19 protein-coding genes are annotated in these 20,742 nt (G+C 73.4%); 11 read left to right on the forward strand and 8 right to left on the reverse strand.

Annotated features, from left to right (window positions below; genetic code table 11):
* Positions 1-99: 99 nt before the first annotated feature.
* The 11 genes from ACFWE1_RS04200 (at position 100) to ACFWE1_RS04250 (ending at position 10,881) form a co-directional block, all read left to right on the forward strand.
* Positions 100-969, forward strand: a complete 870-nt coding sequence (locus ACFWE1_RS04200; RefSeq protein ID WP_376933059.1) for an SIS domain-containing protein — start codon at positions 100-102, stop codon at positions 967-969.
* Positions 966-1,970, forward strand: a complete 1,005-nt coding sequence (locus ACFWE1_RS04205; protein ID WP_376932268.1) for an ROK family protein — start codon at positions 966-968, stop codon at positions 1,968-1,970. The genes ACFWE1_RS04200 and ACFWE1_RS04205 overlap by 4 nt, the downstream gene beginning before the upstream one ends.
* Positions 1,967-2,896 carry a 1-phosphofructokinase family hexose kinase gene (locus ACFWE1_RS04210; RefSeq protein WP_376932269.1) on the forward strand — a complete coding sequence of 310 codons (930 nt, stop codon included), beginning with the start codon at positions 1,967-1,969 and terminating at the stop codon, positions 2,894-2,896. The genes ACFWE1_RS04205 and ACFWE1_RS04210 overlap by 4 nt, the downstream gene beginning before the upstream one ends.
* A gap of 26 nt (positions 2,897-2,922) precedes the next feature.
* Positions 2,923-3,765: a ketose-bisphosphate aldolase gene (locus tag ACFWE1_RS04215; protein WP_376932270.1), complete on the forward strand. Its 843-nt coding sequence runs from the start codon at positions 2,923-2,925 to the stop codon at positions 3,763-3,765.
* A 2-nt stretch (positions 3,766-3,767) separates the two neighbouring features.
* On the forward strand, positions 3,768-4,556 hold the full coding sequence (locus ACFWE1_RS04220) for a DeoR/GlpR family DNA-binding transcription regulator (protein ID WP_376932271.1): 789 nt from the start codon (positions 3,768-3,770) through the stop codon (positions 4,554-4,556).
* A 31-nt stretch (positions 4,557-4,587) separates the two neighbouring features.
* Positions 4,588-5,757, forward strand: a complete 1,170-nt coding sequence (nagA, locus tag ACFWE1_RS04225; RefSeq protein WP_376932272.1) for an N-acetylglucosamine-6-phosphate deacetylase — start codon at positions 4,588-4,590, stop codon at positions 5,755-5,757.
* Between the two features lie 207 nt (positions 5,758-5,964).
* On the forward strand, positions 5,965-6,558 hold the full coding sequence (locus tag ACFWE1_RS04230; protein WP_376932273.1) for a hypothetical protein: 594 nt from the start codon (positions 5,965-5,967) through the stop codon (positions 6,556-6,558).
* Positions 6,555-7,067, forward strand: a complete 513-nt coding sequence (locus ACFWE1_RS04235) for an RNA polymerase sigma factor (RefSeq protein ID WP_376932274.1) — start codon at positions 6,555-6,557, stop codon at positions 7,065-7,067. Before ACFWE1_RS04230 ends, ACFWE1_RS04235 begins: the two co-directional genes overlap by 4 nt.
* A 526-nt stretch (positions 7,068-7,593) precedes the next feature.
* A complete protein-coding gene (locus tag ACFWE1_RS04240) occupies positions 7,594-9,567 on the forward strand; it encodes a sigma-70 family RNA polymerase sigma factor (RefSeq protein ID WP_376932275.1) in 1,974 nt (657 codons plus the stop codon).
* On the forward strand, positions 9,564-10,442 hold the full coding sequence (purU, locus tag ACFWE1_RS04245; RefSeq protein ID WP_376932276.1) for a formyltetrahydrofolate deformylase: 879 nt from the start codon (positions 9,564-9,566) through the stop codon (positions 10,440-10,442). Before ACFWE1_RS04240 ends, purU begins: the two co-directional genes overlap by 4 nt.
* A 76-nt stretch (positions 10,443-10,518) precedes the next feature.
* Complete coding sequence (locus ACFWE1_RS04250) at positions 10,519-10,881, forward strand: YrdB family protein (protein ID WP_376932277.1); 363 nt, start codon at positions 10,519-10,521, stop codon at positions 10,879-10,881.
* A 33-nt stretch (positions 10,882-10,914) separates the two neighbouring features.
* On the opposite strand, the gene nagB is transcribed toward ACFWE1_RS04250, so the two are convergent.
* The 8 genes from nagB to ACFWE1_RS04290 form a co-directional block, all read right to left on the reverse strand.
* Positions 10,915-11,700, reverse strand: a complete 786-nt coding sequence (gene nagB, locus ACFWE1_RS04255) for a glucosamine-6-phosphate deaminase (protein ID WP_376932278.1) — start codon at positions 11,698-11,700, stop codon at positions 10,915-10,917.
* Entirely contained in the window at positions 11,685-12,608 is a 924-nt protein-coding gene (locus tag ACFWE1_RS04260) for an ROK family protein (RefSeq protein ID WP_376932279.1), read from the reverse strand. Before ACFWE1_RS04260 ends, nagB begins: the two co-directional genes overlap by 16 nt.
* Positions 12,605-14,110, reverse strand: a complete 1,506-nt coding sequence (locus tag ACFWE1_RS04265) for a glycoside hydrolase family 3 protein (protein ID WP_376932280.1) — start codon at positions 14,108-14,110, stop codon at positions 12,605-12,607. Before ACFWE1_RS04265 ends, ACFWE1_RS04260 begins: the two co-directional genes overlap by 4 nt.
* Entirely contained in the window at positions 14,107-15,021 is a 915-nt protein-coding gene (locus ACFWE1_RS04270) for a carbohydrate ABC transporter permease (protein WP_376932281.1), read from the reverse strand. The genes ACFWE1_RS04265 and ACFWE1_RS04270 overlap by 4 nt, the downstream gene beginning before the upstream one ends.
* Positions 15,018-16,010: a carbohydrate ABC transporter permease gene (locus ACFWE1_RS04275; RefSeq protein ID WP_376932282.1), complete on the reverse strand. Its 993-nt coding sequence runs from the start codon at positions 16,008-16,010 to the stop codon at positions 15,018-15,020. The genes ACFWE1_RS04270 and ACFWE1_RS04275 overlap by 4 nt, the downstream gene beginning before the upstream one ends.
* A gap of 182 nt (positions 16,011-16,192) precedes the next feature.
* On the reverse strand, positions 16,193-17,458 hold the full coding sequence (locus tag ACFWE1_RS04280) for an extracellular solute-binding protein (protein WP_376932283.1): 1,266 nt from the start codon (positions 17,456-17,458) through the stop codon (positions 16,193-16,195).
* 65 nt (positions 17,459-17,523) lie between these two features.
* Entirely contained in the window at positions 17,524-18,747 is a 1,224-nt protein-coding gene (locus ACFWE1_RS04285; RefSeq protein WP_376932284.1) for an ROK family transcriptional regulator, read from the reverse strand.
* A gap of 82 nt (positions 18,748-18,829) precedes the next feature.
* Positions 18,830-20,722, reverse strand: a complete 1,893-nt coding sequence (locus ACFWE1_RS04290; RefSeq protein WP_376932285.1) for a heavy metal translocating P-type ATPase — start codon at positions 20,720-20,722, stop codon at positions 18,830-18,832.
* Between the last annotated feature and the right edge of the window lie 20 nt (positions 20,723-20,742).

Below are 20,742 nucleotides of genomic sequence, written 5' to 3' on the forward strand. Positions count from 1 at the left end.
CGTCGTCAGCCGAGCCGAACGAGCACGCCCGACGACCGAGCACGGAGGAGCGACCCGGTGACCGACCCCACCACCCCCCAGCCCCTCGGCGGAGCGCACATGGCCGCCGAACTCGGCTCGCAGCCGGAGACCTGGGCGCGCGCCGCCGGGCTCCGCACCGAGCAGGCGCTGCTGCCTGCGGCCGGGGCGCGAATCGCGGTCGTCGGCTGCGGCACCTCGTGGTTCATGGCGCAGTCCTACGCCGCCCTCCGCGAGCGCGGCGGCCACGGCGAGACCGACGCGTTCGCCGCATCCGAGGCCTTCGTCGACCGCGGCTACGACGCGGTGGTCGCCCTCACCCGCTCCGGCACCACGACCGAGGTGCTCGAGCTCGTCGAGCGCCTCCGCGGCCGAGTGCGCACGATCGGCGTGATCGGCGACGCCGACTCCCCGCTCGTCTCGCTCGTCGACGACGCCGTGCTGCTGCCCTTCGCCGACGAGCAGTCGGTCGTGCAGACGCGCTTCGCCACCACGGCGCTCGCGCTCTTCCGGGCGAGCCTCGGCGAGGAGCTCGACGGCGCGATCGCGGATGCCTCGGCCGCGGTCTCCGCGGAGCTCGACCCCGCCCTCGTCGACGCGGAGCAGTTCAGCTTCCTCGGCCTCGGCTGGACCGTCGGCCTCGCCCACGAGGCCGCGCTGAAGATGCGCGAGGCCTCGCAGTCGTGGACCGAGTCGTACCCCTCGATGGAGTACCGGCACGGCCCGATCGCGATCGCCGCGCCCGGCCGGGTCACCTGGCAGTTCGGCGCGGCGCCCGAGGGACTCGCCGCCGACGTCGCCGCGACCGGCGCCCGCTTCGAGACGAGCGCGCTCGACCCGATGGCCGAGCTCGTGCGCGCCCAGCGCGTGGCCCTCGCCCGGGCTCGCGCCAAGGGACTCGACCCCGATCGCCCCCGGAATCTCTCGCGATCGGTCATCCTGAATCCGTGAACCGATCCTCCGACCTTCCCGCCGTCGGGCCGGCCCCAGTGGGTGCCGGCCCGGCGGTGCTCGCCTTCGACGTCGGCGGCACCGACATCAAGGCGGCGCTCTTCGACGGCGCCGGCCGCGTGCTCGGCCTCAGCCGGACGCCGACCCCGCTCGAGCCCGGGCGCACCGCCGCCTCCGTGACACGCCGGCTCGGCGAGCTGTCCCGGGAGCTGCGCGCCCGCTTCCCCGAGGTCGAGCCGGTCGCCGCGGGCGTCGTCGTCCCCGGCATCGTCGACGCGGAGCGCGGCGTCGGCGTCTTCGCGAGCAACCTCGGCTGGGCGGACGCCCCGATCCGGGACCTTGCGGCGCGCGAGATCGGTCTCCCCGTCGCCTTCGACCACGACGTGCGCGCCGCGAGCTGGGCCGAGCACCGGCTCGGCGCCGCCCGCGCCTTCGACGACGTCGTCGTGCTCGTCATCGGCACCGGCATCGCCGGATCGCTGATCCTCGACGGGCGGCCGCACACCGCCGGCGGCTACGCGGGCGAGATCGGGCACTCCCCCGTCGCCGACGGCCCGCGCTGCGCGTGCGGCGCGATGGGGTGCCTGGAGGCGATCGCGTCGGCCGGCGCCATCGCGCGGCACTACGTCGAGCGCTCCGGACGCGCCGTCGACGGGGCCCGCGAGGTGCTCGCCCGTGCGGCCGGCGGCGACGCCGAGGCATCCGCGGTCTGGTCGGAGGCGCTCGACGCGCTCGCCTTCTCGATCGCCCAGCTCACCGCGGTGCTCGCGCCGCGCGCCGTCGTGATCGGCGGCGGGCTCTCCCGGGCCGGCGAGGGCCTGTTCGGCCCGCTCCGCGAACGGCTCGACGCCCGGCTGAGCTTCCACCGCCGGCCCGAACTCGTGCCCGCGGAGCTCGGCGAGGACGCTGGGCTCCTCGGCGCCGCGCTCATCGCCCGCGAGCTCGAGGGCGAGCTCGCCACGGGCGGCGCGCAGGGCGCGGATGCCGAGGCCGCCGGATGATCCTCACCGTCACACCGAACCCCGCGCTCGACCTGACCTGGCGCGCGGAACGCGTCGTGCCCGGCGGCTCGCACCGCGTCGGCGCGGCGCTCGCCCGTGCGGGCGGCAAGGGTCTGAACGTCGCCCGGGTGGCCCACGCGCAGGGCGCGGAGGTCCTCGCGGTCACGACCGCTGGCGGCCCGGTCGGCGAGGAGTTCGCGAGCGAGCTGCGCGCGAGCGGCGTGCCGCACCGGCTCGTGCCCGTGGCGGCGGAGACCCGGCGCAGCGCCGCGATCGTCGACGAGACGCTCGGTGACACCATGATCTTCAACGAACGCGGCACGAGCCCGAGCCCCGCCGAGTGGGCCGCCCTCCTCGACGAGGTGCAGGCGGCGCTGCCCGGCGCGGGCGTGCTCGTCGTCTCGGGAAGCCTGCCCCAGGGCGCCGACCCCGAACTCGTGCCGCGACTCCTCGGCCTCGCCGCGGAGCGCGGGGTGCCCGCGCTCGTCGATGTCTCCGGTCCCGCGATGCTCGCCGCCGCCGCGGCCGGTGCGGCTCTGCTGAAGCCCAACCGGGCCGAACTCGCCGAGGCCACCGGGATCGACGACCCCGTCGACGGCGCGCGCGAACTGCTCCGGCGCGGCGCCCGCCGCGTGCTCTGCTCGCTCGGCGCCGACGGGCTGCTGCTCGTCCGCGCCGACGCCCCGCCGCTCCGCGCCCGCCTGCCCGAGCCGCTCGCCGGCAACCCGACCGGCGCGGGCGACGCCGCCGTCGCCGCCGCCGCCGTGCTGCTCCACGACGACCCGGAGGTCGACGACGAACGTCTGCTCGTCGCGGCGGCGTCCTGGTCGGCCGCCGCCGTGCTCGCTCCCGGCGCGGGCGAGATCTCGCCCCGGCATCCCGAGCTCGCCGCCCGCCTCATCGTCGACCACCCCGCCGGAGCCTGACAGCCCCGCCCACCGAAAGGCCACGCATGCCCCTCGTCCCCGCCGCCGAGCTCGTCGGCGCCGCCGCCGCGGCCGGCACCGGCCTCGGCGCCTTCAACGTCATCCACCTGGAGACGGCCGAGGCGCTCGTCGCCGCGTCCGAGCGGGCCGGGCTGCCGGTCATCCTGCAGCTCTCCCAGAACTGCGCCGACTACCACGGCGCGCTCGAGCCGATCGGGCTCGCGACGCTCGCGGTCGCCCGCCGCGCGGCGACGCCCGTCGCGGTGCACCTCGACCACGCGGAGCGCGAGGAGCTCGTCGACGAGGCGATCGCGCTCGGCTTTGGTTCGGTCATGTTCGACGGCGGCGCGCTGCCGTACGAGGAGAACGTCGCGGCCACCGCCCGAGTGGTCGCGAAGGCGCACGCCGCCGGGGTCTTCGTGGAAGGCGAGCTGGGCGAGGTCGGCGGAAAGGACGGCGCGCACGCGCCCGGCGTCCGCACCGACCCCGCCGAGGCGGTCGCCTTCGTCGCTGCGACCGGCGTCGACGCCCTCGCCGTGGCCGTCGGATCCTCGCACGCGATGACCGACCGCACCGCTGCCCTCGACCTCGAGCTCATCGCGCGCCTGCACGAGGCGCTGCCGGTGCCCCTCGTGCTGCACGGCTCCTCCGGCGTCGCCGACGAGGAGATCGTCAGGGCGATCGCCGCGGGCATGACGAAGATCAACGTCTCCACGCACCTGAACGGCCACTTCACCCGCGCCATCCGCGGGGTTCTCGCCGCCCAGCCCGATATCGTCGATTCCCGGAAGTACGTGCGCGAGGGCCGGGAGGCCGTCGCCGTCGAAGCGGCGCGGATGCTGCGGAGCTTCGCGCTGACCGAGGGGTGACCATGAATCGTGCCGAGCGGCTGAACGCGGTGCTCGACCTGCTCGCGGACGGCGGGCGGGTCGAGGTCGACGAGCTCGTCGAGCGCCTCGGCGTCTCGCCCGCCACCGCACGCCGCGACCTCGACACCCTCGCCGAGCAGCAGCTGCTCACCCGCACGCGAGGCGGCGCCGTCGCGCAGACGGTCGCCTACGACCTGCCGCTGCGCTACAAGAACCACCAGCACACCGACGAGAAGGAGCGGATCGCCCAGGCGGCGAGCCGACTCGTGCCCGCCGGCGCCGTGATCGGCCTGTCCGGCGGCACGACGACCACGGCCGTCGGCAACGCGCTCGCGACGCGGCCCGACATCATGGAGCCGTCGCCGACGCCGAACCTCACCGTCGTGACGAACGCGGTCAACATCGCCACCCAGCTCGCGACCCGGCCGCAGATCAAGCTCGTCGTCACGGGCGGCGTGCTGCACCCGCGCAGCTACGAACTCGTCGGCAGCTACGCCGAGCAGGTGCTGAACTCGGTGACCGTCGACATCGCGTTCATCGGGGTCAACGGCATCGACCCCGCCAAGGGCCCGACCACCCACGACGAGCGCGAGGCCGCGGTGAACCGGCTGATGGCGACCCGCGCGGGCCGCGCGATCATCGTCGCGGACTCCTCGAAGCTCGGCCGCACCGCGTTCGCCACGATGGGCGGGCCGCGGCTGTTCCCGCTCGTCATCACCGACTCGGGCATCACGAGCGAGCAGCGCGCCGCGCTCGCCGAGTACGGCTACGAGGTGCTGGTCGCCGAATGAGCGTCGTTTCCCGCGCAACTAGGCTGAACGCGTGAGCACCGCGCCCGTCGTCATCCACTCGGCCCGCCTCGTCACCGACGCGGAGACCACGCCCGACGCGTGGGTGCGCTTCGAGGACGGCGTCGTCGCGGCGCGCGGGCTCGGCGAGAGCTGGCGCGCCGAGCTCGCCGCCGGCACCGAGGTGGTCGACGCGGCGGGCGGATGGCTCGCGCCCGGCTTCATCGACCTGCACTGCCACGGCGCCGGAGGCGCCGCCGTCGACGACGGCCCGGCGGGCGTCGAGCGCACGCTCGAGGTGCACACCGCGCATGGCACGACCCGCTCGGTCCTCTCGCTCGTGACCGCCCCCGTCGACGCCCTCGCCCAGCGGTTGGGCTTGATCGCCGAGCTCGCGGCGCACGACCCGCGGATCCTCGGCGCGCACCTCGAGGGGCCGTTCCTCGACCACGAGTTCCGCGGCGCGCACGACCCCGAGCTGCTGCGGCGGGCGAGCCTCGCCGACGTGGACGCACTGCTGGATGCCGCAGACGGCACACTCCGACAGATCACCATCGCGCCCGAGCACGACGGCGCCGCCCAGGCGATCGCCCGCTTCGTCGAGCAGGGCGTCGCGGTCGCCGTCGGGCACACCGGTGCCGGCTTCGAGGAGGCGCTCGCCGCCTTCGACGCCGGGGCCTCCATCCTGACGCATGCCTTCAACGGCATGCGCGGCATCCATCACCGCGCCCCCGGCCCCGTCGTCGCCGCGATGCACGCCGATCATGTGACCCTCGAGATCATCAACGACGGCGTGCACGTGCATCCCGACGTCGTGAAGCTCGCATTCTCCGGCGCACCGGGCCGGCTCGCGCTCATCACCGACGCCATGGCGGCGACGGGCGCGGCCGACGGCGAGTACATCCTCGGTTCGCTCGAGGTCGTCGTGCTCGACGGCGTCGCCCGGCTGAAGCACGGCGGCTCCATCGCCGGGTCGACCCTCACGCAGGACGTGGCGCTGCGACGCGCCGTGCTCGACTGCGGCATCCCGCTGAACGAGGCGATCGGCGCGCTGACGTCCACGCCCGCCGCCGCGATCGGCCGGGCCCACGAGCTCGGCCGTCTCGACCGCGGTTTCGCGGCCGACGCCGTGCTGCTCGACGACGAGCTCGCCGTGCGGGCAGTGTGGGGCGCGGGCCGCACGCTGGTGCCGTTCGCCGGCTGACCGCCGCGGAACCACGTGGTTCGCTGAGCTCGACGAAGCGCCAGGTGGTTCGCTGAGCCCGTCGAAGCACCCCGCTTGGTTCGCTGAGCCCGTCGAAGCGCGCCGAGGCATCCCGCCTGCCGGCTCGATCTCGACCGGTCGCGGACGTTCCCCGCTCGTGCGGACATGTTCAGGGTGACGGTCCGAGACGACGTGAGGATGGACACGATGGATGACTCGCAGCTCGACACGCTGCTCCGCGACAGCGCACCGTCGACCGCTGCGCGATCCGCCCGGCTGCGCGATGCGCTCGGCGCGGTGAGTGCCGAGGCCCGCGTGACGCGCCGCCGGCGACGCGGCTGGGCGCTGACCGCCGGGCTGAGCGGACTCATCGTCGTCGCAAGCGCCGGCGCGGCGGCGGCTTCACCGCAGGTGCGGCAGTGGTTCGGCTGGACGCCCGACCGCACGATCAGCTACCTGAGCACGGAGGGCGAGGCGTGCACGGCCGCGTTCCGACTCACGTATCAGCAGAAGCACCACGGGCTCGTACACTCCGAGGCTGAGGTGTACGAAACGGCGATGGCCGCCGCCGACCGGCTCGACCTCACCCCGGCCCACATCGCCGAACTGGTCGCCGCCCAGCGTGCCGAGCTCGAGTCGGCCGACCCGGCGTCGCCGTGGCTCGCGCTCGAAGCGGGCGACTTCGAGGACTGGACGGTCTCCGAGACGCTGAACGACGCCCTCGGCCTGGCGTTCTCCGAGCGCGGCATCGTGCGGGTCGACATCGCCAGCTCGGTCACGTGCGAGCGGGCACGCCGGTGAGCCGCCGCGCAGCTCGCGACGGCCACGTCGCGGCGGCGATCGCCGCAAACCTCGACGATCTGCTCGCCTATGCCGAACGCCGCGCCCTCGACCGTGGCGACGCCGCCGATGCGCTCGGCGACGCCCTGGAGATCGTGTGGCGACGCAGCGCCAAGCTGCCCACGGAGCCGCTCGCGGCTCGGATGTACCTGTTCGGCGTGCTGCGCAAGGTGATGCTGAACACGAACCGTTCCCGACGGCGGGGCAGCGCTGCGGTGCAGCGGTTGCACGTCGAGCTGCAGGCTGCGCCGCCCACCGAGGTCGAGGTGCGGCTCGACGTCGCCGCGGCGATCGCGGCACTGCCGGACGAGCAGGCCGAACTCGTGCGGCTGGTGCACTGGGACGGGTTCTCGATCGCGGATGCGGCGGCGCTGCTCGGGGTGAACCCCTCGACCGCACGCGGTCGCTACGCCTCGGCCCGTGCGTCCCTGCAGACGACGCTCGCCGAGCACGGGCGGCTCGTTCGCTGAGCTCGATGGTGCGCTGAGCTCGTCGAAGCGCCGCGTTCCCTTCGACGCGCTCAGGGAACCAGGGTGGTGCGCTGAGCTCGTCGAAGCGCGCCGCTTGGTGCGCTGAGCTCGTCGAAGCGCCCCGTTCCCTTCGACGAGCTCAGGGAACCAGGTGGTGCGCTGAGCCCGTCGAAGCGCACCGTTCCCTTCGACGCGCTCAGGGAACCAGGGAACCAGCACCCCGGTGGACCGGGTTCGGAGGCGTGTTCCCCATCGCCTCCGAAGCCCGGCCGGGTACCGAACCGGGCTTCCCCCGCCCGGTTCAGAGCGTCCGCGCGGAACGGATCTCGCCGGGGTTCGGGTTTCCCGGCTCCGCGATCCGTGCGGATGCCTTCGCTGAACAGATGCGGTCTCGACGCGATCATGACGCGATTTCCAGAGAAATCTGCTGAAATGCTGTGACCCGATCATTTTCCGCGTCATGACGCGGCTGCTCCACCGTCTCTCGATCGGGCCTGCATGCGATGCGCCCGGGAGGAGGATGACGATGCGGAACGCCGTGAGCGAGGTCTCGGACCTCGACCTCGTCGAGCAGACGAGGCAGGGCGACTCGGCCGCGTACGCCGAGCTGTGGCAGCGGCACGCCGCCTCCGCTCGCACCGTGGCGCGCTCCTACAGCAGCCTCGACCCGGACGACCTCGTCTCCGAGTCCTTCACGAAGATCTACGACGCGATCCTCGCCGGCGGCGGGCCGCGCGGCGCATTCCGCCCGTACCTTTTCACGACCATCCGCAACACGGCGGCCGGCTGGGGCCGGGCCCGGCAGGAGACGAACCTCGAGACCCTCGAGTCCTTCGAGGATCCGCAGTCGAACGAGCAGTCGACGCTCGACGCCCTGGACCGCAGCACGACGGCGCAGGCGTTCCGCTCGCTGCCGACGCGGTGGCAGGAGGTGCTCTGGTACTCCGAGGTCGAGCAGATGACGCCCGCGCAGATCGCCCCGCTCGTCGGCATGAGCGCGAACTCGACGGCCGCTCTCGCCTACCGCGCGCGTGAGGGCCTTCGGCAGGCGTGGATCCGCGCGCACCTGAAGTCGGCCAGCGAGCCCGAGTGCCGCTGGACCATCGACCACCTCGGCGGTTACGCCCGCGGCAAGCTCGGCAAGCGCGACACCTCCCGACTCGAACGGCACCTCGACGGCTGCGCGAAGTGCACGATCGTCGCCGCGGAGGCGAAGGAGGTCGGTTCCCGGCTCGCCCTGGTGCTGCTGCCGCTCGCGGCCGGCATCGGCGGCGCCACCGCGTACTCCGCGTGGCTGCAGCAGCACACGCCGGTCGTCGACGTCGCCATGGGCGTCGGCGGCGCTGGGCTCGCCGCCGGAGCCGCGAGCGGAGCCGCAGGCGCTGGCGGTGCCGGTGGAGCCGGCGCTGGCGCCGGTGGAGCAGGCGCCGGGGGCGCCGCAGCCGGCGGGACGGCCGGCGGGATCGGCGGCGCCGGCCTCGCGGTCGGTGCCGGCGTCGGCGCGCTCGTGCTCGTCTCCGCGGTCGTCGCGGCGGCCGTCGTGCTGCCCGGACTCACCGCCGGCACCCCGAAGGAGCAGCTCGTCGCCGAGGCGCCGGCCGTCGAGGCGCCCGCGGCGGGGAGCGAGGACGTGCCCGTCGCCGCACCGCCCGTCGTCACCCCGCCCCTGGCTCCGCCGGTCACCCCGCCGACCGTGCAGGCACCGCCCTCGAACGACGAGGCGCCCCCGGCACCGGCAGAACCGGCCACCCCCGCGCCGAAGCCGAACCCGGCGACCCCGAAGCCCACTCCCACGCCGACGCCCACGCCGACCCCCAAGCCGCCGGACACGGTCGCGCTGCCGCCGTCGGTCGACCGGGACGTCGACACGGCGGGCGGCCTCGTCTTCCCCCGTCTGCGCGGCACCGCCGAACCGGGTGCGACCGTCACGGCGACCCCGCTGCCCCAGGATGTGGCGACGGTGTTCGCCGCGAGCGGCGACGGCGCCGAGGCATCCGCCGGCGACGGCTCCGTCAGCACCGTGGCCGGTCCCGACGGGCGCTGGACGATCGAGCTCTCCACGCTGCCGGCCGGCGACAGCCGGGTGGCGGTCGTGCAGCGCGACGCCGCGGGCAACGTCTCCGAGCCCGCCGAGGTGCCGATCACGCTCCAGGCGCCCGCGCTCTACTACGGCGGGGTGTTCGACACCGCCTGGTACGGCCTGTTCAACGGTGTCCCGGAGGCGACCATCGAGCTCCTCGCCGACGGGCGCGTGGTCGACCGGGTGCAGCTCGGCGCGGGCGGCTGGTCGGAGCGGGGCTACGTCGGCGAGGTCCTCGACCCCTCGAGCATCGGCGTGCGCTACGCCGTCGGCGAGCGAACCGGCCCCTTCGTGCCCGGCCTGCGCTCCTGGGGCGAGGAGGGCGGTCTCCTGGCGGGCGTCGCGCTGCCCGACGCCGTCGCCGACCAGCTCGTCGACGGGGCGGTCGGCCCCGTCGAACCCGGTACTCTGGCGGGATGACCTCCGCCGCCGACCTCGCCCCCGCGCATCTGCACCACTGGGTGCTGACCCTCGTCTGCGTCGACGGACCGGGCATCGTGCACGCGGTGAGCGGAGCGATCGTCGCGGCGCGCGGCAACATCACCGAGAGCCAGCAGTTCGCGAGCCTCGACACGGGCCGCTTCTTCATGCGGCTGCAGGTCGAGTCGCCGGCCGACCGCGCGGAGTTCGAGCGCGCCATCCTGCCCGTCACCGAACGGTACGGCATGGAGTGGCACCTCGACGAGGTGGCCCGCCCGCTCCGCACGCTCGTGCTCGCCTCCACGGCCGGGCACTGCGTGAACGATCTGCTGTTCCGTCAGCGCGCCGGGCAGCTGCCGGTCGACATCCCCCTCGTGCTCTCGAACCACGGCACGCTGCGCGACCTCGTCGACTTCTACGGGGTGCCGTTCGAGTCCCTCGCCGTCACGAACGCCGAGGAGAAGGCGGCGTTCGAGCGGCGCGTGCTCGAAGCCGTCGAGCAGCACGACATCGAGCTCGTGGTGCTCGCCCGCTACATGCAGATCCTCTCGCCCGAACTGTGCGAGGCGCTCGCGGGCCGCTGCATCAACATCCACCACTCCTTCCTGCCCGGCTTCAAGGGCGCCAACCCCTACCGGCAGGCGCACGCACGTGGCGTGAAGCTCATCGGGGCGACGGCGCACTTCGTGACGAGCGACCTCGACGAGGGGCCCATCATCGAGCAGAACGTGGTGCGCGTCGACCATTCGCGCTCGGTCGCCGAGCTCGTCGCGATCGGTCAGGACGAGGAGAGCCGCACGCTCAGCCAGGCGGTCAAGTGGTTCGCCGAGCGCCGCGTGCTCGCCGACGGGGCGCGCACGATCATCTTCCGCTGAGCTCACGGTCACGGTTTCGGCCGGGCGGGGCCGCAGCGGCCGCGGATGCCTCGCGGCGCGACTAGGCTTGATCGTCGTGAACGCCCCCAGCACCGCCCAGCCGAAGATCGGCTTCAACGACCTGCTCCGCTTCGTCCTCGAGCTCTTCGCGATCGTCACGCTCGGCATCTTCGGCTTCACCGCGTTCCCGCTGCCCTGGCCGGGCGTGCTCGTCGGCATCGGTGCACCGCTCTTCGCGATCCTGCTCTGGGCGCTGTTCCGGTCCCCCAAGGCGGTGTTCGCGGTCGACCCGTTCGTGAAGGCGCTCGTCGAGATCGCCGTGTTCTCGTCCGCCGCCATCGCCTGGTGGCTGATGGGTCAGCCGATCGTCGCGTTCGTGTTCGCCGTCGTCGCCGCCGTCAGCGGCGTGATCAACGGGCGCCGGGAGTTCAGCGCCTGAGCCGTCGGGCGGGCCGACGACCGAGGCCCGCGGCTAGATGCCCTGCCAGGCCGGCTTGTTCGCCCAGGCGTGCCGGTAGTACGCCGTCTGCTGCAGCTTCGACGCCGCCGCCTCGTCGACCACGACGGTGGCGTGCGGGTGCAGCTGGATCGCCGAACCGGGCTGGCTCGCCGAGACCGGCCCCTCGACCGCCGCGGCGACCGCATCGGCCTTCGCCTCGCCGAAGGCGAGCAGGACGAGGTGCTTCGCGCGGAGGATCGTGCCGATGCCCTGGGTGATGCAGTGCATGGGCACGTCGTCGGGCGAGTCGAAGAAGCGGGCGTTGTCGGCCCGGGTCGGCTCGGTGAGCGTCTTCACCCGGGTCAGGGAGGCGAGGGACGATCCCGGCTCGTTGAAGCCGATGTGCCCGGTGCGGCCGATGCCGAGGATCTGCAGGTCCACCCCGCCGGAGGCTGTGATCGCCGCCTCGTAGTCCGCGCCGGCGTGCTGCACCTCGGCCGGGTCGCCGTTTGGCACGCGCACGAGCTCGGGGGTGAGCCCGAGCGGCTCGACGACCTCTCGCGTGATCACCGCCCGGTAGCTCTCGGGGTGGCCGGCGGGCAGTCCGACGTACTCGTCGAGCGCGAAGCCGCGCACCCCGCGCACGTCGAGGCCGTCGGCCTCGATGCGCTCAGCGAGGGCCCGGTAGGTGGTGAGCGGGGTCGAGCCGGTCGCGAGCCCGAGCACGGCGTCGGGCGTGCGACGGATGAGCTGCACGATGGCATCGGCGACCAGGGCGCCCGCGGCGTCCTGGTCGGAGACGATCACGACTTCGGCCATAGCTGTTCTCCTACGAGCGCGGCGCCGACAGCGGCCGCGGGGAATCCGAGGGGGATGACCCGCACCCGTCGGGCGAGGTCCAGAGAAGCGAGGAACGCCGATTCGGCGGACCACTCCCCCAGGATACGGTGCACGCCCGTCTCGAGTCGGCCACCGAGCGCGGCGAGCCCGCCGCCGATGACGAGCTGCTCCACGTCCGCGGTCAGCACGAGCGTCCGCACGGTCGCCGCGACGCCCGAGAGGAAGCGCTCGCGCACCTCCAGCGCGCGCTCGTCGCCGGCGTCGGCGGCGTCGAAGAGCTCGAGCGCGGGCAGCGGATGCCGGCTCGGCCACATCCTCGCGATGGCGGATCCCGAGGCGAGGGTCTCGAGGCATCCGCGCTGTCCGCAGGCGCACAGCACGCCGCCCGGATCGACCGGGACGTGCCCGACTTCGCCGGCGACGCCGCTCGCGCCGCGCAGCAGCACGCCGTCCTGCAGGATCCCGGCGGCGAGTCCCGTGCCGAGGTTGACGTAGGCCATGGAGCGCGGCGCCTCGCCGCTCGCCGCGAGCAGGTGCTGCGCGCCGAGGGCGGCGGCCTTCACGTCGTTCTCGACGCGGACCTCGACGCCGAGCCGGTCGCTCAGGCGGGGGCCCAGATCGAGCCCCTCCACGCCGAGGTTGACGGCGTGCGCGACCCGGCCGGTGCTCGTGTCCACCGCGCCGGGGATGCCGATGCCGATCGAGCTGAAGCCGCCGGCGGGGGCACCGGCGAGCTCCCGCATCCGCTCCGCCGTCGCGAAGGCCGTCTCGAGCACGCCCTCCGCGCCGATCGCGGTGGGGATCCGCAGCATCTCGCTGAGCGCGTCCGCCTCGTCCAGGGCGATGGCGGCGGTCTTCGTGCCGCCGATGTCGATGCCGAGCCTCACGCGAAGCTCGCGGGCGTCGCCCGGCCCGCCTCCTCGACGAGCCCGATCACGGCGTCGCCGACGAGGCGCGAGGCCCCGAAGGTGGCGACGTCTGCGTAGCGCCGGTCGTCCGACGGCCAGCCCATGTCGAGTGCGACGACGTCGGGCCGCAGGGCCCGCAGCGCATCGATCGCCCGGCGGGCGAAGCCGTGCCGGTGCAGATCCTTGCCGATGACGAGCACAGGCCCGGGGAGCGCCGCCCAGTCCGGCTCCGCTTCGCCGTCGGCGAGCCGCTCGCGTCGGGCGAGGCTGACCCAGCCCGGCTTCGCCGCCTCGGCCTCCGCGGCGAACACGCCCCACGGCGCCTCGCCGATGGCGATGTTCGCCTCGGTCTCGACGCGCACCACGGTGCCGACGCCGCCGGCGAGCACAGCCGCAGCGGCCGCCGAGACCTCGAACGCCGGCACGAGCTCGGCCGGTTCGGGCATCCGCCCGTCCGCCGCCTCGACGGCGAGCGGCAGCTCGGCGAGCGCCCGGACGCGGGACGCGGCCTCGGCGACCCGATCAGCGCTGAGCCGGCCTTCGGCGACCGCGGCCTCGACCGCGAGGAGGATCGACTCGAGCTCGGCGTCGTCGTTGTCCGAGCCGATGCACAGCAGGTCGCAGCCGGCGACGAGGGCGCGCACGGCCGCCTCTGGGATGCCGTGCACGCCGCTCGCCCCCTGCATGTCGAGGGCGTCGGTGACGATGACGCCCTCGAAGCCCAGCTCCCCGCGGAGCAGGCGATGCAGGATGTGCGGGGAGAGGGTGGCCGGGTTCTCCGCGTCGAGCTGCGGGAGGAGGATGTGGCTCGTCATGATCGTCGCGGTGCCGGCGGCCACGGCCGCCCGGAACGGCACGAGCTCGCGCGAGCGCAGCGTCTCGAGGTCGACATCGACGACGGGCAGCGCGAGGTGCGAGTCCGTCGCGGTGTCGCCGTGCCCCGGGAAGTGCTTCGCACTGGCGGCGACGCCCGTGGACTGGATGCCGCGCACCCACGCCGCGGTGTGCCTGGCGACGAGCTCGGGGTCGCTGCCGAAGCTGCGCACGCCGATCACCGGGTTGTCCGGATCGGAGTTCGCATCGGCGTCCGGGGCGAAGGCGAGCGTGCAGCCGGTCGCGGCGAGCGCCTCGCCGACCGCCCGGGCGACCCCCTCGGTGAGGGCGACGTCGTCGAGCCGGCCGAGCAGCGCGTTGCCCGGGTAGGGCGCCCCGCGGTCGTAGAAGAGGCGGGTGACGTCGCCGCCCTCCTCGTCGATCGCGATGACGGCGGCGGGGTTCGCCGCGCGGAGCGAGGCGTTCAGCGCGGCCAGCTGCTCCGGGCCGTCGACGTTCATGCCGAAGAGGCACACGCCGCCGAGCCCGTCGCGGAGCCGGCGCAGCAGCCACTCGGGCGCCACGGGACCGTCGAAGCCCGGAAGCAGGGTCGTCAGGATGTCCCGGCGCAGCGTCTCGGCCGCGTCGGGTCGGATCTGCTCGCTCATCCCTTGACGGCTCCGCTCACGAGTCCGCTCGTCATCCGCCCCTGCACGATGAGGAAGAAGACGATGACGGGGATCGCCATCAGCGTCGACCCGGCCATGATGCCGGCCCAGTTCGTGGTGCCGTTCGCGACGAGGAAGGTGCGCAGCCACACGGGCAGCGTCATCATCTCGGGGCGGGCGTTCAGCACGAGCGCCATGATGAACTCGTTCCACGCCTGGATGAAGCCGAAGACGCCGGTGGCGACGAGGCCGGGCGCGAGCAGCGGGAAGGTGACCCGCCAGAAGGCGCCGGCTCGCGAACAGCCGTCGATCATCGCGGCCTCCTCGAGCTCGACGGGCACGCCGTTCACGAAGCCGCGCAGCGTCCAGATGGTGAACGGCAGCACGGTCGCGATGTACACGATCGTGAGGCCCGCGATCGTGTTCAGCAGCTGCCAGCCGTCGATGACGCGGAACACGGAGACGATCATCGCCTCGCCGGGGATCATCTGGATGACGAGGATCGTCAGGATGAACGCCCGGCGGCTCTTGAACCGGAACCGGGTGACGGCGACCGAGGCGAGGAAGGCGAAGACGAGGGCGATGATCACCGTCAGCAGCGTGACGATGAGCGAGTTCGCCGCCGCGGGGAGGAACGGCGTGCGGCCCGGATCGAAGATGACCGTCTCGTAGTTGCGGAGCGTGAAGTTGTCCGGGAAGAAGTGCACGTCGGAGCCGCGCACGTCGTTGTTCGGCTGGAAGGAGGTGTTCACCATCCAGTACACGGGGAACACGAACAGCGCGAACAGCACGACGGAGAGCGCCGAGAGCAGCCACGTCGTGACCCGGCGGCGGCCGCCGCCGCGCCGGGCGCGGTCGAGCGAGCCGGGCGCGGTGACCGCGCGGGTGGTCGGGGTGACGGCGGCGCTCACAGCTCCTCCTCCTTGAGTACCTGACGGATGTAGTAGATGGAGATCGCCATCAGCAGGACCGCGGTGATGACGGCGATCGCGCCGCCGTGGCCGAAGTCGCCGCCGGCGATCGAGGTCTGGTAGATGTACACGCCGAGCGTGTTGGTCTGGGCGCGGATGCCGCCGATGTCCTGCAGCGCGAAGATCTGCGTGAACACCTTGAGGTCCCAGATCACCTGCAGCATCGTCACGATCATGAAGATCGGCTTCAGGTAGGGGAAGATGATCAGCCGGAACCGGGCGAAGCCGCCGGCGCCGTCGAGCTGGGCCGCTTCGAGCACTTCGCCGGGCACCTGGGTGAGCCCCGCGTACAGGGTGAACGCCGCGAAGGGCACGGCACCCCAGACGACGATGATGCCCGCGACCATGAAGAAGCTCAGCGGGTCGATGAGCCACTGGTGCTGGTTGAACTCGGCGAGGCCGAACCAGTTCACGAGGGCGTAGTTGATGACGCCGTAGGCCGTGTCGAACATCCAGCCCCACACGATGGTGGCGGTGAGGGCCGGCATCGCCCAGGCGAGGAGCATGCCCACGGTGAGGAGCATGCGGAAGCCCTTGGGCAGGCGCACGAGCATGAGCGCGATGAGGGTGCTCAGCACCATCGTCACCAGCACGCATGCGCCGGCGAACAGGAGGGTGCGGCCGAGGACGCCGTAGAAGACCGGGTCGGTGAAGACGTCGACGTAGTTGTCGAACCACACCCAGTTCGGCGGGGCGCCGAACACCTGGGCCCGGCCGAACTCCTGGAAGGAGGTGATGATCAGCTGGACGAGCGGCCAGCCGACGATCGCCGCCAGCACGATGATGGCCGGCGTGATGAGCGCGTAGGGGGTGAAGCCGGCGGCGCGACGGCCGCGACGCTGCGGCTTGCCCCCGCCCGGTGCGATGAGCCGTTCGCCCTCGACGGCGCTCGGGGCGGCCGGCTCGAGGTCCTGATCGACCGTGGTCATGCTGGTACTCCTGAAAGATCGAGGGAAGTCCGGGGGCGGGTTCGGGTCTCGCCCCCGGGGATCGGGGCCGGCGACGTGTGTGGTCGTCGCCGACCCCGGTCGGGTGCGGTGCCGCGGGGGAATGGAGCCCGCGGCACCGCGCAGTCGGCGGGTACCGACTCGCTTCGTCGGTGGGGAGCCGACTAGCTGTTGAGGATGTCCTCGATCTGCTTGTCCGCCTCCTCGGCGAGGGTCTTCACGTCGCCGCCCTGGGCGATGTTCACGAAGAGGTCCTCGAGGATGCGGGCGGCCTCGACGTCGGCCCAGCGCGGCGAGGCCGGCGTGAGCTTCGCGTTGCCGGCCGCGGCGGCGATCGCCTGCGCGACCTCGTCGGTGCCGAGCTTGTCGGCCAGGGAGAGCTTGGCCGGAACCAGGCCGCCCTCGGCGTAGATCGTCTGGAACTCGTCCGAGAGGATGATCTTCAGCGCGTCGACCGCGAGCTCGGGGTGAGCCGACTTGGCCGAGACGCCGATGTTCGAGCCGCCGGCGAAGACCTGCGCCGCGCCGCCGTCCTTGCCCGGGAGGGCGTAGACGCCGAGGTTGGCCTCCTGGTCGGGGCAGCCGGGCGCCTCGGCGTCGACCGGAGCGAGGATCGAGAACTTGACCCAGCTCGGGGCCGAGAGCTGCAGCGTGGTGCCGTCGCAGAAGCCGACCTCGGGGCTGGTCTCGTTCGCGTCCTTCGGCGCGACCGAGGCGGTGGCCATGGCCTGCTGGACCTCTTCGAGGCCCTTGATCGACTCGGGCGAGCTCAGCTGGGCGTCCCACTTGTCGCCGTCCGGCACGGCGACCTCGCCGCCGTTCTCCCAGATGAAGGGGAGCGCGTTGCGCCAGTCCTGACCGGGCCACCAGATGCCCGACTTGCCGGGGTTCGCCTTCGCGAGGGCCGCGCCGGTGGCGACGTACTCGTCGAGCGTGGTCGGCACGGTCTGGCCGGCCGCCTCCATGGCGTCCTTCTTGTAGAAGACGAGGCGCGAGCCCGAGTACAGCGGGGCGGCGTAGAACTTGCCGTCGTAGGTGCCCGCCTCGACGAAGCCGGGCAGCAGGTCGTCGCCGCCGAGCTCCTCGTACTGGTCGGTGAGGTCGAGGAACGCGCCCGCCGAGGTGAACGCGGAGGCCTGCGTGTTGCCGACCTCGACCACGTCGGGGCTGTCCGAGCCGGAGAGGCTCGTGGTGAGCCGGTCGACGAGGCCGTCCCAGGCCTGCTCCTCGATGACGAGCTTCGAACCGGGGTGCTCCTCTTCGAAGGTCTTCACCAGGTAGTCGCGAGCCGTGTCGGGCGTGTCGGTGCCGACGAGCCACACGCGGATGGTGGCGTTCTCGTCGGAACCGCCGCCGGTGTCGCCCGAGGCACAGCCGGCGAGGGTGAGCGCAGCAGCGGCGCCGAGGGCCACGATGCCGAGTTTCCGCATTGCGTTGTTTCCTTTCTGGGGGTGAAGGAGCAGCAGGACGCTGTTCTCTCAGGGCGAGGGCTCGTCTACGAGACCCCGAGTTCTCCGGACAGGACCATGACGGCCGTGCCGTGCAGGACGATGTCCTGCCCGTGCGCGGTCATCCGGAGCCTCAGATCGCGGGTCTGTTCCGCCATCGTCCGCTTCCGGAGCGTTTCGAGGGCCGCCTCGATGAGCGGACCGTCGAGCAGGTGAGCCGGACCGCTGAGCACGATCTCCGGCAAATCGAGGGCGCCGACGACGGGCGCGAGGACGATGCCGAGCCGGCGGCCGGCCTCGGCGAGGACGTCGGCCCGGGCCGACTCGTCCGCCTCGGCGCCGAGGGCGTCGAGCTGCTCGGTGAGGCGGGGCACGGACAGCCAGGCCTCGAGGCAGCCGTCGCGCCCGCAGACGCAGCGCGGGCCGCCGTCGGTGCCGACGACCACGTGCCCGATCTCACCGGAGGCGAAGCCCGATCCGGTGACGAGGCGTCCGCCGACGATGAGCCCGGCACCGACACCGTGGCCGATCTTCACGAGCATGAGGTCGTCGGCCTCGGCCGCACCGTGCTCGGCGAGCACGGCGGCGTTGGCGTCGTTGGTGGCGTGCACCGGCAGGCCGAGGCGGGCGGAGAGCCGCGCCTGGAGGGGCAGGTCGGCCCAGCCGAGGTTCGGGGCCGAGCGCACCGTGCCGCGGGGGTCGACGACACCGGGGGTGCCGATGCCGACGCCGAGCACGGGTGCGGTCGCGAGCCCGACGAGACGGGCGGCGAGTTCGGCGACGAGTTCGAAGGCCCGCTCCCCCGTCGCGCCGCCGAGCGGCGACTCTGCGCGCTCGAGGATCGTGCCGGAGAGGTCGAGCACGGCGCCGCGGACGACGCGGTGGCCGGAGACGTCGATGCCGACGATGCGGAACGCGCCCCGGGCGACGTCGAGGAGCGTCGCGGGCTTGCCGGGGCGGGCGTCCTCCCGCTGCCCGAGCTCGACCACGAGGCCCTCGCCCATCAGCTCGGCCACGAGATCGGAGACCGTGACCCGGGTGAGCCCGGTGCCGCGGGCGAGATCGGCCCGGCTCTGCGCGCCGGTCGTGTAGAGGGTCTGCAGCACGAGCGCGCGGTTGTGGCTGCGCGCGTGCTCGGGGAGCACCTTGCCCGAGGGGCGAAGGGCGCGGCTCCGGCTCGAGAGACCGGCGAGCGCGCCGGGGCCGGCGGCGGTGGCGGGGCCCGCGAGCTCCGCCTGCGCCGTTCCGCGAGGTGCTTCCGTAGCAGTCACGAAAGTTAGTAAAGCTTACGAACAAACTTCGCGCAAGAGGAATTCCGGATGCGGGGTGCTCGTTACCGAGTTGTGATGCGCCTCAGCGGCGCTCGGGCTCGGGTGTCGCCGCCGCCGTGCGCGGCCCGCTCGGCACCGCCTCTCGCCGATCCAGCTGGCCGCCGATCGCCCGCAGCGCGGCGAGGATCGCGACGAGATCCACGACCTCCTGCAGCACCGCGCCGAGCGTCGCCGGGATGACCCCGAACGCCGCGACGAGCATCAGCCCGACGCTCACCAGGATGCCGAGCCAGATGCTCTGCAGCGCGATCCGCACCGTATCCTGCCCGATCCGCACGGCCCGCGCCACCCGGGAGATCTCGTCGACGAGCACCACCACGTTCGCCGATTCGCTCGCCGCCGTGGTGCCCTTCGCCCCCATCGCCACGCCGACGTCGGCCGCGGCGAGCACCGGGGCGTCGTTCACGCCGTCGCCGACCATCATCACCGGGCGACGCTCGACCGCCTGCACATCGCGCACCTTGTCGCCGGGCAGGCACTCGGCATGCACGCGGGTGATGCCGAGCTCCTCGGCGATGTGCCGGGCGGTCGCCTCCGCGTCGCCCGTCAGCATCATGGTCTCCTCGACGCCGAGGCGGCGCAGCTCGGTGAGGGTCGCCGCGGCATCCTCCCGCACGTGGTCGGCGGCGAGCACCGCGCCGGCGTAGCGGCCGCCGACCGCGACGTAGACGGCGAGCTGACCGGCGGCGATCTCGGTGCGCCGGGCGTCCGGCGCGTGCTCGGCGACGAAGCGGAACTTGCCGACCACGACCTCGCGCCCCTCGATCGTCGCGACGACGCCGTTCGTGGCCGTCTCGCCCGCGCGATCCGCCTCGGCGAGCACGAGACCGCGCGCGGCCGCCGCCCGGAGCATCGCGGCGGCCAGCACATGCGAGGAGTACTGCTCGGCGCTCGCGACGAGCCGCAGCAGCTCGCGCTCGTCGAAGCCGGGCTCCGGGCGGATCTCCGCGAGCTCCGGTTCGCCGCTCGTCAGCGTGCCCGTCTTGTCGAAGACCGCGGTGCGCACCCTCGCCAGCAGCTCGAGCACCCCGCCGGACTTCACGATGAGCCCGTTCTTCGCGGCGCGGCTCATGCCGCCGAGGAACGCGACCGGCGCCGCGATGAGCAGCGGGCAGGGCGTCGCGAGCACGAGCACCTCGGCGAAGCGCACCGGGTCGCCCGAGGCCCACCAGGCGATGCCGCCGAGCGCGAGCGAGAAGACCGTGAACGGCACCGCGTAGCGGTCGGCGAGGCGCACGACCGGCGCCTTCGACTCGGAGGCCTCGGCGACGAGCGCGACGATCTGCTGATACTGGCTGTCGGCCGCGGTCGCGGTCGCCCGCACCTCGACGGCGGCGCTGCCGTTCACCGAGCCGCTCAGCACTGCGTCGCCCGAGCGCTTCTCGGCCGGCACGCTCTCGCCGGTGATCTGCGACTCGTCCATCGTCGTCTCCGGCGAGAGCAGCACCGCGTCGACCGGTACGAGCTCCGAGGGCCGGATGAGCAGCACCTCGCCCGGCCGCACCGCGTCGGCCGGCACGTCGACGATCTCGCCGTCACGGCGCACGTGCGCCTGCTGCGGAGCCCGGGTGAGCAGGGCGTCCAGCTCGCGCTTCGCCCGGCGATTCGCGTAGTCCTCCAGCGCCTCGCCGCCGGTCAGCATCAGCACGACCACCACGGCGGCGATGTACTCGCCGACCAGCACCGTCGCGACGATCGCCGTGATCGCGAGGACGTCGAGGCCCCAGTGGCCGCGGAGCAGATCGCGCACCATGCCCACGCCCTGCCAGGCCGCGATCGCGAGCGCGTAGACGCTGAACAGCCACGGCACTGCGGCTCCACCGCCCGCCGCCCACAGCACGAGCCCCGTGAGCCCCACGATCACCGTCAGAGTGACCGCCCAGTACCGCCTGGCGATGCGCAGGATCCGTGCCACGAGCCCGCTCCTCCCGCCGG

The organism is Agromyces sp. NPDC060279 (assembly GCF_042726785.1).
Lineage (GTDB): Bacteria > Actinomycetota > Actinomycetes > Actinomycetales > Microbacteriaceae > Agromyces.